General features: G+C 39.1%; 10 protein-coding genes, 1 tRNA gene and 1 pseudogene. 6 read left to right on the top strand and 6 right to left on the bottom strand.

Annotation, left to right across the window (positions count from 1 at the left end; all coding sequences use genetic code 11):
• Positions 1-3: 3 nt before the first annotated feature.
• Entirely contained in the window at positions 4-1,395 is a 1,392-nt protein-coding gene (locus tag P767_RS0103435) for a TonB-dependent receptor (protein ID WP_026763413.1), read from the top strand.
• Between the two features lie 62 nt (positions 1,396-1,457).
• A pseudogene (locus P767_RS0103440) lies at positions 1,458-2,459 on the top strand (outer membrane beta-barrel family protein); the annotation flags it as partial.
• Here the strand turns inward: P767_RS0103440 and P767_RS15625 are convergent.
• From P767_RS15625 to P767_RS0103455, 3 genes are read right to left on the bottom strand one after another with little or no spacing between them, the layout of a single operon-like run.
• Positions 2,372-2,995: a hypothetical protein gene (locus P767_RS15625; protein WP_071840027.1), complete on the bottom strand. Its 624-nt coding sequence runs from the start codon at positions 2,993-2,995 to the stop codon at positions 2,372-2,374. The pseudogene P767_RS0103440 and the gene P767_RS15625 overlap by 88 nt on opposite strands.
• A 16-nt stretch (positions 2,996-3,011) precedes the next feature.
• A complete protein-coding gene (locus tag P767_RS0103450; protein WP_026763415.1) occupies positions 3,012-3,791 on the bottom strand; it encodes a (Fe-S)-binding protein in 780 nt (259 codons plus the stop codon).
• A 28-nt stretch (positions 3,792-3,819) separates the two neighbouring features.
• The gene (locus tag P767_RS0103455) at positions 3,820-5,136 is read right to left on the bottom strand and encodes a 4Fe-4S dicluster domain-containing protein (RefSeq protein WP_026763416.1); all 1,317 of its coding nucleotides are present in this window, start codon (positions 5,134-5,136) and stop codon (positions 3,820-3,822) included.
• Positions 5,137-5,210: 74 nt separating this feature from the next.
• Here P767_RS0103455 and P767_RS0103460 point away from each other — a divergent pair, with 74 nt between their 5' ends.
• The 3 genes from P767_RS0103460 to P767_RS0103470 are packed head-to-tail and all read left to right on the top strand — an operon-like array spanning position 5,211 to position 8,179.
• Positions 5,211-5,711: a phosphoribosyltransferase family protein gene (locus tag P767_RS0103460; RefSeq protein ID WP_026763417.1), complete on the top strand. Its 501-nt coding sequence runs from the start codon at positions 5,211-5,213 to the stop codon at positions 5,709-5,711.
• 48 nt (positions 5,712-5,759) lie between these two features.
• A complete protein-coding gene (locus P767_RS0103465; protein WP_026763418.1) occupies positions 5,760-7,487 on the top strand; it encodes a phospho-sugar mutase in 1,728 nt (575 codons plus the stop codon).
• A 17-nt stretch (positions 7,488-7,504) separates the two neighbouring features.
• Positions 7,505-8,179: a protein-L-isoaspartate(D-aspartate) O-methyltransferase gene (locus P767_RS0103470; RefSeq protein ID WP_026763419.1), complete on the top strand. Its 675-nt coding sequence runs from the start codon at positions 7,505-7,507 to the stop codon at positions 8,177-8,179.
• 127 nt (positions 8,180-8,306) lie between these two features.
• On the opposite strand, the gene P767_RS0103475 is transcribed toward P767_RS0103470, so the two are convergent.
• The 3 genes from P767_RS0103475 to P767_RS0103485 form a co-directional block, all read right to left on the bottom strand.
• A complete protein-coding gene (locus tag P767_RS0103475; protein WP_026763420.1) occupies positions 8,307-10,973 on the bottom strand; it encodes a TonB-dependent receptor in 2,667 nt (888 codons plus the stop codon).
• 138 nt (positions 10,974-11,111) lie between these two features.
• A complete protein-coding gene (locus P767_RS0103480) occupies positions 11,112-11,711 on the bottom strand; it encodes a DUF445 domain-containing protein (RefSeq protein ID WP_026763421.1) in 600 nt (199 codons plus the stop codon).
• 50 nt (positions 11,712-11,761) lie between these two features.
• Positions 11,762-11,835, bottom strand: a tRNA-His gene (locus P767_RS0103485).
• Positions 11,836-11,973: 138 nt separating this feature from the next.
• Between P767_RS0103485 and P767_RS0103490 the strand changes: the two genes are divergently transcribed.
• Positions 11,974-14,121, top strand: coding sequence for a carboxy terminal-processing peptidase (locus tag P767_RS0103490; protein ID WP_026763422.1), 2,148 nt, complete (start codon positions 11,974-11,976; stop codon positions 14,119-14,121).

Consider the following 14,121-nt stretch of genomic DNA (forward strand, 5'->3'; position numbering starts at 1 on the left):
CAAATGTTATTAAGGATTTCCCTGATGTTTTGTATATGCTGGCAATTTTCCCTTGCCAGTATAGCCCAGGTTAATGCAGTGAAATCCGGTTCTGCACATCTCGGTATTATTGCCGGAACCATTATGGACTCTGCACGGGGAGAGGGTGTTCCATTTGCTAATTTGTCTTTAGTAAGTATGTCGGAAAAAGCAGAACGGTTTCAGGGTGTTTCTGATAAAAATGGAAATTTTGAATTCAATCATCTGCCACTGGGCTATTATTCATTAAGGATAAATGCCCTCGGTTTTTCGCCAGCTCAGTTAGACAGTATCTATCTTAGGGCAGAGCGCTTCGATTTTAATTTAGGAGATATTAAGTTAAAATATCCCGGACAGTCTACATTAACCGAAGTGGTTGTTTACGCAGAAAAGCCTTTATTTGAGAATAAGGATGATAAATTAACTTATAATATTGGAGAGAGTGCATTGAGCAATGGAGCCAGTACTGCTGAACTGCTCAAGAATATTCCATTGGTCAATAACGATCCCAACGGAAGGATACTCCTGAAAGGAAAAGAGCCCAGAATTTTAATTGACGATAAGCCTACTGAGTTAAATGCACAGCAATTACAGGATTTATTGGAGAGCCTGCCAGGAGGAACCATAGAAAAAATAGAAATCATGACCAATCCGCCACCACAATATGCTTCAGAAGCAGGTGGGGTGATTAATATTGTTACCAAAAAAGGTAAGATAGGCTGGTTAGGTAGAATAAGTGTAAGCGCCGGAACCCGGGGGGAGGGTAATTTCTCCGGGAATATCAGTTACCGGAATAAGAAATTTACCTATAACCAAACTATTGGGCTGGGAGCCAGTAAACTTATTGGGAGCGGTTATACTCACCGCACCAATTTATATGCAGACTCAACCAATCAATTCAATAGTTCCAATCAGTATACCAATCAGAATTTACGACCCAATATCAGAACGCAATTAGATTGGGAATGGTCAAAGCAATTTCAAATGGGATTGGTGTATCAGGGTAATATGAACTATTTCGACAACCGGAGCACCAACCAGTTTGTTAATATCAATCGATTTAATGAGACTTACAAAATCAGTAATCGGGAAAATAGCAGTATTGGAAATGGATATACACATGGATTGCAATTGTCTGCTGTAGTTAAGGGGAAGAAAAATGCAGCAGAACAATTAAGAGTATTTCTTTCTGCCAATACCAGTAAAAACGATAATGACAGAGATTTTTTTCAGCAGTTTCTGGCTACCGGTATGGTGCCTACCGGCATTGATTCTACGCAATCTCAGTTCTTTAATAATATAAACAGTAATTGGTCTGGCAGACTGGAATATACAAAGCCACTAAAACAAAAGGGCAGTAACATTATGGGGGGGTAAATTATAGTGCTTCTCAATTTCATAATACTTTAAATACCAACTTTCTCAGAAAGTCTGATGGTGTAATGATCAAGAATGATTTACTCAGCAATGATTTTTTCTTTTATCAGGAAATTGCCAGTTTTAGATCAGGCATCAGCTGGCTATTTAGTAAAGAGGTTAGACTAACTACAGGCGCACAGGCAGAGTACACTTCCATGTCTTTTGAATTTGTAAAAGGGAATGTAGCCAATGTTGAAAACAGTTACTGGAATATATTGCCTTATGCCACACTTCGAAAAGATTTCAACAAGCAATTCAATACAGCATTGGTATACAGGGCAACAATCAGAAGACCTGGAATTGGTGAATTAAATCCCAATATAGATTATGCTGATCCTTACAACCTGCGTTACGGAAATCCGGGTTTATTGCCTACTTTGTCGCATAATTTTGACTGGAATCTGAATTATTCCAAAGGGAAATATTATATAAATACTTCGTTAGGATTTAATAAAGTTTCACAGGTTTTCAATACTATCAGAAGTTTGGCAGAGGAGGGCAAAACCAATATTACCTGGTTAAATATTGCTGACCGGAACGAATACGAAGCAAGTGTATTCGGAGGGTACACATTTACCAGGCAATTCAGAATGAATGGCAGTATTGGGTATACCTATAATGTTTATGGGGAGCGTGAGAAAAAATTGTACCTATACAGAAACGGAGGTTCTTTATATACCAATATTAATTACACGTATTCACCCAGCAGCGTATGGACTTTTGAAGGTACAGCCCGATTTAACCGTTATGCCAATCCTCAGGGAATAAGCAGATCGAATATCAACACCAATTTCGGGGTACAACACAAAATGCTTGACAGAAGATTGATTATTTCCTTCAATGCCATTGATCCGTTTACGCCACAATCCATTCGTTCCTATACATCCGGACACAGGTTTGAAATGGAAAACTTCAGTGCTACCCGTAGTAGAAACTACCGGATATCAATAAGCTTCCAGTTAAATAGAATGGTACAGAAAACGCCTGCTGTTGCTAAAAAATCAACAGGGGCTAAAATATAAAAGCGTGTATTACCTAGCCGCGTATTATACTGTTTTTTAATTCTGGAAGCGAGCCAACTTTCCTGAACGGGTATAATCCACTCTTTCATCCAGCTTCCTTTGGTGGCAACCGTATTATTAAAATAGGGGGTGTCTAATTGAATAAATTGATTCTCCAAAGCGTAATTAAATTGTGCCAGTGGCAACAATTCAACCTTGTCCTTAATGTAAAATGCCAGATTCTGCCTGTTGAATAAATCTACTTTGCAAAGCTGTTCAATTTTTTTAATCACGTGTACAGAACTATCTGTACTGCATCCGCCAACTGTGGTTGCGGATTCATCCGCCATTAAAACAATAAACTGTCCATAAAATAAATTGGCAAATCCTTTAACAGGGGCACCATGACTTTTCCAGCTGCCTATAAAATCCTGTAAAATTTGATCTATTTCAAAGGCTTCACTGATGGAAAACAACCGGTTACTCTGGTAAATCCATACTTTAGACTGATCACTGAAATCTGCCGGACAATTGTTCTTATACGCTTGAATATCCATGCTGCAAAGTTACAATTTATGCCATGCTTTCGGCAATCATTTCTGCAATATCCAGAACTGCTACTTCATTTTCCTTCTCCCTGTTTTTTACACCATCCATCATCATTGTGTTACAGAATGGACAGGCAGCTGCAATGAATGTTGCCCCCGTTTCCAGCGCTTCGTCGGCCCTTTCAATATTGATTCTCTTATTGCCTGGCTCATCTTCTTTAAACATTTGCGCTCCACCGGCACCACAGCAAAGTCCTTTTGTTCGGCATCTTTTCATTTCTATCAACTCTGCATCCAGTGCTTCCAATACTTTTCTGGGAGCTTCGTAAATATTATTGGCCCTTCCTAAATAGCAGCTGTCATGGAAAGAAATCTTTTTCCCTTTAAAGCTGCCGCCCTCTTTCAATATTATTTTACCCTGATCAATCAGTTCCTGTAAAAGGGTAGTATGATGTATTACTTCGTAGTTTCCACCCAGTTCAGGGTATTCATTTTTTAGTGTGTTAAAGCAGTGTGGGCAAGTGGTTACAATTTTCTTGATATTGTATCCATTCAAAATCTGAATATTCTGATAGGCCATCATCTGGAATAAAAACTCATTTCCCGCTCTTCTGGCGGGGTCGCCGGTACAGGCTTCTTCTTTGCCCAATATGGCAAATTTTATTCCCACTTTATCTAGTATGGTAGCAAAAGCTTTGGTTATTTTTTGTGCCCGCTGATCAAAGCTTCCTGCACAACCTACCCAAAATAAGATTTCAGGGGTTTCGCCATTCGCCATCATTTCTGCCATTGTATTGATCTTCATATAATCAGTTTAATTTGTTAGCGTTTAATTAGGATGCCATTTCATTTGCCCATTTGTCACGATCATCAGGGGAGAATTTCCATGGTGCAAAGTTGTTTTCAATATTGCTGAATGTGCCATTCCATTCCTGTGGGGCATTGCTTTCCTCCATAATTAATGATCTTCTTAATTCAACTATAATGTCGAGTGGAGAAATACTAACCGGACAGGCTTCCACACATGCATTACAAGTAGTGCATGCTCTAAGTTCTTCCACTGATATATAATCGTGTAACAATGATTTACTATCGGGAATAAAAGATTTGTTACTATTTATATTTTTGCCCACATCTTCCAGTCTGTCGCGGGTGGCCATCATGATTTTTCTGGGGCTTAATAATTTACCCGTCTGGTTTGCCGGACACTCCGAAGTACATCTTCCGCATTCAGTACAACTGTAAGCATCCAAAAGATTTTTCCAGCTTAAATCAAAAACATCTTTTGCCCCAAAGCTGGCAGGTGGTGCAGCATTAGCAGGCGCCAGTTCGGGTTGCATGGCATACAAAACTTCATTTTGCACTTCTGGCATATTTTTCATTTTGCCAGGTGCTTGCAAGTTGGCATAATAAGCATTGGGAAAAGCCAGTGCAATATGTAAGTGCTTGGAATACGGTAGGTAATTCAGGAAGGCAAAAATGCCTGCAATATGGATCCACCATGCTATGCGCTCAATAGCAACCAATGTGCCGTCTGACATGTTTTCAAAAAGAGGTATTAATTGTGCAGAAAGAAAAAAACTACCGGTAGGCTCGTAATGTGCAACGCCTCTGTCTTGTAAAATCTGATCAGTTGCATTCATGGTTAAAAACAAACTCATTAATACAATCTCTGTAATCAGAATCAGGTTGGCATCTGTTTTTGGCCATCCGTTTAAATCCTTACTGATAAATCGTTTTAGCTTAAGCCAGTTTCTTCTGGCAAGAAAAATAATACAAACCACAATAACGCTTGCCGCCAACCACTCAAAAGTATTGATGAGCCAGCCGTAGAACTCGCCCAGATAAGGAAGAAAAAGTCTGTGGGTACCTAAAATACCATCCAGTACAATTTCCAGCACTTCCATATTAATGATGATAAAACCGGCATAAATAATGAAGTGCATGATGGCAACCGGTACATTATGAAACATTTTCTTCTGACCCAGTGCCAGTAATATTACATTGTTCCAGCGCTGACCCGGGTTGTCCGATAAATCCTGTGGCTTGCCCAGGAAAATATTTCTTCTGATTTCGGCCACTTTTTTTGAAAACCAGTAAATGGCGCCTGCGGCCATGATGCAAAACAAAACTTGTTGTACGTACTGCATAAAGAAAGTTATACGCTAAGATAATACAATTGGAGAATGCATTATTGTTGTTATTTTGAGGTATAATTTATACTATGTCTCAAAGAAAATACGTTTTAACAGCAGCAGCAGCTCAGCAGAAATTAAAAAGAATGAGTCTGGAAATTGCGGAGAGCCTGAGTGGGCAAACAGGGGAGCTATATTTAATGGGCGTTCAGCAGAGTGGGATGATTATTGCGGAAGAAATGGCCAGGTTATTGGGCATATTGCTTAACAAACCAATCAAAACGATTGCTGTACAGTTGAACAAGCAAAAACCTGCCGACGTGGTTTTGAGTGAGAAACTCGAACTGAATGGTGCCAATATTGTATTGATAGACGATGTAACCAATAGTGGTAAAACCCTGCTGTATGCATTGAAACCATTATTGGATGCATATCCGCAAAGTATTCAGACCCTGGTATTGGTGGAACGCATGCACAAGCAATTTCCGGTAAAACCAGATTTTGTGGGATTATCTATTGCTACCACACAGGAGGAACATATTCAGGTTGAAACAGAGGGTGGTAAAATTCTGGGAGCCTATGTTTTGTAAAAAGAAATGATAGTATCTTAATATTTAAAATTTAAATCAACATTCAATATGGACGCAGCAATACAAGCCAACGTAAATGCCTGGTTAAACGGAAACTATGATCAGGAAACCAAAAATCAAATTCTTGCTTTACAAGCCGGCAATCCGGATGAACTGGCAGATGCATTTTACCGGAATCTTGAATTTGGAACAGGTGGCTTAAGGGGGTTAATGGGTGTTGGTACCAATCGGGTTAATAAATATACCATTGGAATGGCTACTCAGGGTTTTTCTAATTATTTAAAGAAGACATATCCTGATTCCACAATTCAATTAGCTATTGCACATGACAGTAGAAATAACAGCCGTTTTTTAGCAGAAACTACAGCCAATGTATTTGCAGCTAATGGTATTAAAGTTTACTTATTTGAGGCTTTAAGACCAACTCCGGAACTAAGTTTTGCCATCCGCAAATTGGGGTGTCAGGCAGGGGTTGTTTGTACGGCCTCTCATAATCCCAAAGAATACAACGGTTATAAAGCTTACTGGAACGATGGAGGTCAGCTGGTGCCACCTCATGATAAAAATGTAATCACGGAAGTGGAATCCATTAAAAGTGTGGATGAAGTTAAATGGAGTGGGGGCGAAGCCAATATTACCATTATTGGGGCAGATATGGATGCGCAGTATATAGATATGGTAAAGGGGTTAAGTGTTTATCCTGATGTAGTGGCTGCCCAGAAAGATTTAAAAATTGTATATACACCAATACATGGTACAGGGATTACATTGGTGCCCAAAGTTTTGAAGGCTTTTGGTTTTGAAAATGTACATGTAGTAGAAGAGCAATCAACTCCTGATGGCAATTTCCCTACTGTAAAATATCCTAATCCGGAAGAAAGCGAAACCATGAGCATTGGTCTGGCTAAGGCTCGCGAACTGAATGCGGACATTCTTCTGGGAACAGATCCGGATGCTGATCGGGTGGGCATTGGTGTTAAGAATCATAAGGGTGAATGGGTATTGATGAATGGTAATCAGACAGCGGTACTGGCATTTGCTTACATGATGGAAGCCCGAAAAGCAAAAGGCATTGCACAACCCAATGATATGGTTATTTCAACCATTGTTACTACTGAAATGATCAATGAAGTTGCAAAGCAAAATAAGGTTGCCTGCTATAATGTTTTAACGGGCTTTAAATGGATTGCAGAAAAAATTAAAGAGTTGGAGGGTAAAGAAAATTATGTAATAGGAGGCGAGGAAAGTTTTGGCTTAATGATCGGAGATCAGATCAGAGATAAGGATGCAGTTAGTGCGGTGGCATTGATGTGTGAAATGGCTGCTTACGAAAAGAACAAAGGCAGATCCTTATTCGACAAAATGATTGACTTGTACATTCAATATGGTTTCTATTATGAGAACCTGATTAGTATTACCAAGAAAGGCATGAACGGTCAGAAAGAGATTGCGGACATGATGGAGGGATATCGTTCCAATCCTCCTTCCGCTATTAATGGTTCTACGGTAACTACTTTATTGGATTATCAATTACAGGTAGGAAAAAATTTGCAAACCGGCGAATCCTGGACTATTCAGCTTCCGAAAAGTAATGTACTTCAGTTTATAACAGCTGACGGCAGTAAAATTTCGGCCAGACCTTCTGGTACTGAACCGAAAATAAAGTTTTACTTCAGCGTGAATACCCAATTGGCGAGCCGTGACGAGTTTGATGCAAAACAAAAAGAGCTGGAAAATAGAATTGATGGAATCATCCTTAGTATGAACCTAAAATAGTATGGTATATTCGCAGCATGCAAAAGGACAGAGATTATTCGGATACATATCATCATAAGGGGATGCGCAAGAAGTTAATTGATACTTTGCGCGAGAAAGGTATTACAGATGAAGCCGTTTTGGAGGCAATGAATAAGATTCCCAGACATTTCTTTCTGGAATCTGTATTCGACAAAATAGCTTACGAAAATCGCGCATTCCCTATTTCTGCAGATCAAACCATATCTCACCCCTATACAGTAGCTTATCAGACACAGTTACTGCAAATAAAAAAAGGGGATAAAGTGCTGGAAATCGGAACTGGAAGCATTTACCAAACTACGATTTTAGCAGAGTTGGGGCCTCAGTGGGTATATACCATTGAAAGGCAGAAGAAATTATTTGATGAACAAAAAGAATACTACCATTTCAAAAAAAATTATCCCAATATTAAATTCTTTTTTGGAGATGGATTCAAGGGGTTACCTACTTACGCTCCATTTGATAAAATCCTGATTACAGCAGCAGCGCCCTTTGTGCCGCCTTTGCTGGTTGAACAATTGAAGCCAGGCGGAATGATGGTAATTCCGGTAAATGAAGGAGAGGCGCAAAGAATGATGCGGATTACCAAACTATCGGATGGAACTTTACAAGAGGAATTATTTGATGAATTTTCCTTTGTTCCCATGTTAGAGGGGAAGTCGGCTAATTAAATTCTGCATTTGCTGCTTTGGGTAGCTTTTCCACCTGTTAAAAGATTGTATAAGCTTATTGTCATAAAAAGCTAAGGCCCTGGTTTCTACCAGGGCCTTATATCTTAAACTAAAACTAAAACTAAATTTATTGCTGCATCATATCCATGCCACCACTCTGGTCTGCCTTGGTATTTTTGCGTTTGAATAAGCTTGCATCAAACTTTCCGAAACGGTAGCTGAAATTCAGGCGTAAAACCTGAGGGTCTCTTCTGCGTTGGTTGGTTTGGTTAAAGAATGAACTTTCAGAGTAACTCTGGAACAACTGTGTTCTGAAGATATCGTTCATACTTAGTGTCAGGTTACCAGATCTTCCATTTTTCCAGGTAAATTCCTTTCTGATTGCTAAATCTACTCCATAACGAGGCAGGTTGTATCCCTGAGCTCCCGATTGAGGACCACCACCAAACATCATACCACCGCCGCCGCCGCCACGGCCACCACCACCGCCGCCTTGTGGCAATACGGTTCTTGCCTGATAGTCTCCACTCAACTGGATTGAAAACCCTTTACCTAATTTAAAGGTATTGTTCATTTTGGTAAACCAACTCCATTGTTCCTGAACAAGATTGGGTTGTCCGGGAACTGTTGCATTCAATCTTGAATTGAAAATATTCAGGTTAATAGTCATTTCCCACCAGCTGTTTACCGCTGTTTTGTTGGTTAGTTCCAGACCAAATGATCTGGCACTGTTTGCATTGATAAAGGTGCTGAAGAAAGCACTGTCACCCGGGATTAAAGCATTTGCATCTCTGTAAACATAACGGGTAATCAAATCAGTAGAATGCTTGAAGAAAACTGTTGCCAAAAAGTTAGACCCTTTTTTATAAGCATTGTTCCAGCTCATTTCGAATGAATTGGTAAATTCAGGTTTTAGACCTGCATTTCCCATATTGATATTCTGAGGATCAGAATAATCAGGGAAAGGCATTAACTGGAAGAAATTAGGTCTGTTCACTCTTCTGGAGTAGTTAATCTGAAAGTCCTGTTTTTCATCAATTTTATAAGTGATGAATGCACTAGGGAATAAACTCAATGGAAACTTAACCGAGAAAGTGGCAGAATCTGCACCTTTGGAATTCAATAGTGTTCCAGTATAGTTAGAGCTCTCTGCTCTTAAACCCAGCTGATAACTCCATTTGTTAACCTTAAAGCTATAAGTACTGTACGCAGCATAAACTGCATCTGTATATTTATATCGGCTACTAATTAAAGGTACAAGTTCATATTGTCCAGAAAGCTGATTGAATCGGAATTGATCCAGCTTATTATTGAAGTCCCTGATAGCAACACGTCCGCCAGCTTCAAATTTGCTGTCATCTGAAAGAGGGTTTTCGTAATCTATCTGGAATGTATGGTTGGTTGTACCTCCGGAACCAATACCACGTTGCAACAATGGATTTCCCTTTTGTGTGCCATTCAGGTTATAAGTGTAGTTGCCAATATTAGACAGGTTGTCGTTGGTACTTTTATTATAGTTATAATCAGAGGAGATATTGTGTCCGTTCTTTGCAAAATTGTGCTTGTAACTAATTTGAGTTCCCAGGTTTCTGAAATTACTGGTTGACTGTGTTCCAATGTTTGAATAGGAAGTAGGTATATTCTTTATGGTAGAGTCTACTCTCTGTGTCTGATCATTATCAAACTGACCTCTGTTGAAATTGGCAGTTACAGAAATGGTATTTCTATTATCAACAAAATAATCAAGTCCGCCTCTGAAGAATGCGAAATAACCTTTGTTGGTTGCATCCTGCATATTGTAAATGCTGCTTGGGGTAGCTAACAGATTGTTCCTTTCGGTAATACCTTCTGAAATAGATTTACGCTGATTGTAAACACCACTTCCGGTAAAGTTTAATTTATTCTGACGAATATTAATATCTCCACCGCCATTAATCATGCCACGTGAGTCAACACCAGCTCTGATACCACCATTGTAACCCACTTTCTTATTTTTCTTAAGAACGATATTTAATATACCTGCGTTACCACCGGAAGCATCAAACTTGGCGGATGGGTTGGTGATTAATTCAACTCTTTCAATAATATCTGAAGGAATCTGATCCAGTGTAATAGTAGTAGGTCTTCCATCAATAAATAGCGTTGGGGAAGCATTTCTTAATGTTACGTTTCCGTCAATATCAACATTTAATGCAGGGATATTACGCATTAATTCGGTTGCAGTTTGACCTGACCCCATCAGGTTCTTGTCTACATTAAAGATTTTACGGTCTATTCCCAGTTCAAACTGAGGTTTGGTAGATGCAGTTACTGTTACATTGCCCAGATTGGTAGCATCTTCTTCCATTTTAATATTGCCCAGGTCTTTATCGGCCATGCCCAGCATTTGCTGCATATTTCCACCTGAAGCACCACCTGCTGGCATTTTGATGCCGAAGGAAATGGTCTGGTCGATTGTTTTGTAAGCTAAAGCAGTAGCATTCAATTTGAAATTGCCAAAAAGAGGAAGGTTTTCAAAGCTAAAGTCACCATTGGCTTTTGTGATAACGGTACCTAAAATGGCTTCTTTCATTTTTTTAGTAACCGTATCAAATTTATTACCTCTCAGCTGAACGGTAACGCCTTCAATTCCCTTGTTGGTTTTACTATCAACCATTTTACCATAGAAATGTCCAATATTCATGTTCTGGCTGGCGCCTGCACCGGCACGGCCACCCATCATTGGGGGCATTTGTGCCTTGGCATGACCCATGATCATCCCGGCTAAAAGAAAAATTCCTAAAAATTTACGCATATTCATCATTGTTATTAATTGCAAAGTTGGTTTACACTCATTGGGATTGATTCTCCCATTTTATGAGCGGTAATATGACAAGCCTGAGTGGATAAAGTTTAACAAAATCGGCGAATAGGTCTTTTAATCCGTCGGTGACTAAGCAATCATGGTTAAAAGCACCTGAATGATACCAATAATAAATCCTAAAACCCCGCCTAAAATTTCAATAAATCGGAATTCCTTAGACATGATATCGTTTAAAATCTGTTCTAATTTGTCTGAAGAGAATCCCTTTACTTTTTCAATTACAATTTTTTCCAGATCTAACTGAGATTGCAGCTGATTCATGTACGATTTCATTAATCCGGGAAATAGTTCCTGTAATTCTGCCATAAAAACGGTTTTCATCTGCGCAATGGTCTGATCTCCGATGAACATGCTGATGATTGGCATATGGTCTGCCAGTTTTACCCGTAGAAAATGGTCTATATGGGCGTCAATCTGGGGGATCAGGGCCTCCATATTCTTAGGATTGGTTATTTTTTGTTCTATATCCTGAAAGGAGAGCAATTCGGCGCTTACCAACTTGCCCAGTTTTTCTGCAAACTGTGCCTGTCTTTTTGGGAAAATACCGATGAAAGTAATGCCAAGTATTTTTACCGGATCTTTCGGGTGAAAAAGCATTTTAATGGCAACCCAATTGGTAAACCAGCCAATAAAGGCTGAGATAAAGGGTATCAGGTAAATAAGATTCATGCTATAAAATTTAAAAACCTATAAAACATACGCTTTATAGGTTTTAAGTGGGAGAGCGAGGGGTCTCGAACCCCCGGCCTTCAGTGCCACAAACTGACGCTCTAACCAACTGAGCTACGCCCTCCGTTTTTGTGGAGGGCAAAAGTAGGAAATATTTTTTAAAAAAACTTCATCCAAACCTTTGTTAATTGAAAATGTAGTTGCAATTAGCATCTTATTTTGGGTTATTTTTGGAAAGACCATGCAAAAATTCAAGCAATTTATGAAGAGTAGAAAAGGGTTAGTGTTAACGGCTCTGGTATTATTTGGCTCACTTTTTATTGCCTTTCGCAGCATTAACGGAGCAGATTCCAATGAAAAAATAGCACAGCAACAAAGATTATTGAACACAGTAGGAATGTTGCTGGAACAACAGCATTACAGTCCTAAAAAAATCAATGATGAATTTTCAAAAAAAGTCTTCAAAGGATATCTGGATCAGCTGGATGGAGACAAGAGTATTTTTACTGCACAGGATGTAAATGTACTCAGGAAAATGGAAACAACTATTGACGATGAAATTCATGGAGCATCCATGCAGTTTCAGCCGGCAGTTAGTAGCATCTATACAAAACGTGTTGAAGAAACCGTAAGCTTTTATAAAGAGATTTTATCTAAGCCCTTTAATTTTTCTGTTAACGAGTCGGTTCAGCTTGATGGTGAAAAACTAAATTATGCTCAAACAGATGAGGATCGTAAGGATCGCTGGAGAAAAAAATTGAAATATTATACACTTGAACGATTTGTTGACTTACAGGAAGAAAGAGAAAAGAACAAAGGGAAAGACAGTTTTCGGGTGTTACCCGATGATAGCCTGGAATTGAATGCAAGGAACAGTGTGCTGAAAATGATGGACCGAACTTTCAATCGAATTAAAACTACATTCACAGATGAACAACGGTTCAATTCCTTTATAAATGTTATTACCAATCTCATGGATCCTCATACGGATTATTATCCTCCACTTGAGAAAAGAGCTTTTGACGAGCGAATGAGTAATCAGTTTTATGGTATTGGTGCTCAATTACAACAGGATGACAATGGAATTAAAATAGCCAGTATAGTAACAGGAGGACCCGCATGGAAGTCAGGAGCCATTGTTGCAGGTGATATTATTATTAAAGTGGCACAGGGGGCCAATGAACCTGTTGATGTAAGTGGTTATGGTACGGAAGATGCTGTTAAATTAATCAGAGGAGACAAGGGTACTGAAGTACGTATCACTTTTAAAAAGCAGGATGGTACTACCAGAACGGTATCGTTAATCAGAGAAAAAATTGAGCAGGACGAAGGATTGGCCCGTAGTGCAATAGTTATGCAGGGCAATGATAAAATTGGTTATATCGCATTGCCAGATTTCTATGCCAATTTTGAAGATAAGAACGGATTCAAGTGTTCTGAAGATGTAGCGGAAGAAGTAAAAAAGCTAAAAGCTGAAAATGTCAAAGGCATTGTAATTGATCTTAGAAATAATGGTGGCGGCTCTTTGCTTGAAGTAGTTAAAATGGTTGGCTTATTTATTCCTTCCGGACCCGTTGTTCAGGTAAAGGAAAGAGACGGCAGGGTAGATCAGCAAACCTGGAGAGACAATGATGAGTCCGTATTATATAACGGACCATTGGCTGTAATGGTGAATGAGTTAAGTGCATCTGCCAGTGAAATATTTGCTGCTGCCATTCAGGATTATAAAAGAGGTATTGTAATTGGCAGTAGCTCTACTTATGGAAAGGGAACGGTTCAAAGACCTATACCGTTTGGCAGACCCATTGATTTTTATAGCAGCAGAACAGAATTCGGAGCAGTAAGTCTGACATTCCAGAAATTTTACAGGGTTAACGGAGGAAGTACTCAATTAAAAGGGGTGGTGCCGGATATTATTATGCCTGATACGTATGAGTATCTTAAAATAAGAGAAAAGGACAATCCCAACTCTTTACCTTGGGATGCTATACCTCAAACCAATTATCAATTATGGAAAGGGGGAGCTGGTGGCCAGCTCGATCAGATTATTAAAAATGAGCAGGACAGAATTGTTTCCGATCCCAATCTTAAATTGTTACAGGATAATTTAAAATGGTTAAGTGCCAACAATGACAATCCAATTAATCTGCAAATTGATCAATTCAAACAAATGCAGAAACAAATTACCAATACGGTAAACCAGAACAATACATTGCTTAAGCTGAAGTCAGAATTAAATGTTCAGGCGATGGAAGCAGACAAAGACAAGTTTTACAATAATCCAGATAAAAACAAGGGAATCCGTTACCAGGAATGGTTGAAATTATTAAAGCAGGATTTACACATTGATGCAGGGGTGAAAGTAATACAGCAATTGGCTGAAACCCATGCAGCAACGGCAAAAAATTGA

Origin of the sequence: Sediminibacterium salmoneum NBRC 103935 (assembly GCF_000511175.1) — a bacterium.
Lineage (GTDB): Bacteria > Bacteroidota > Bacteroidia > Chitinophagales > Chitinophagaceae > Sediminibacterium > Sediminibacterium salmoneum.

Coding starts and splice junctions, on each gene's coding strand:
- P767_RS0103450 (WP_026763415.1), bottom strand. CDS start 3,791: ATGAAGATCAATACAATGGCAGAAATGATGGCGAATGGCGAAACCCCT.
- P767_RS0103480 (WP_026763421.1), bottom strand. CDS start 11,711: ATGAATCTTATTTACCTGATACCCTTTATCTCAGCCTTTATTGGCTGG.
- P767_RS0103460 (WP_026763417.1), top strand. CDS start 5,211: ATGTCTCAAAGAAAATACGTTTTAACAGCAGCAGCAGCTCAGCAGAAA.
- P767_RS15625 (WP_071840027.1), bottom strand. CDS start 2,995: ATGGATATTCAAGCGTATAAGAACAATTGTCCGGCAGATTTCAGTGAT.
- P767_RS0103435 (WP_026763413.1), top strand. CDS start 4: ATGTTATTAAGGATTTCCCTGATGTTTTGTATATGCTGGCAATTTTCC.
- P767_RS0103490 (WP_026763422.1), top strand. CDS start 11,974: ATGAAGAGTAGAAAAGGGTTAGTGTTAACGGCTCTGGTATTATTTGGC.
- P767_RS0103465 (WP_026763418.1), top strand. CDS start 5,760: ATGGACGCAGCAATACAAGCCAACGTAAATGCCTGGTTAAACGGAAAC.
- P767_RS0103470 (WP_026763419.1), top strand. CDS start 7,505: ATGCAAAAGGACAGAGATTATTCGGATACATATCATCATAAGGGGATG.
- P767_RS0103455 (WP_026763416.1), bottom strand. CDS start 5,136: ATGCAGTACGTACAACAAGTTTTGTTTTGCATCATGGCCGCAGGCGCC.
- P767_RS0103475 (WP_026763420.1), bottom strand. CDS start 10,973: ATGCGTAAATTTTTAGGAATTTTTCTTTTAGCCGGGATGATCATGGGT.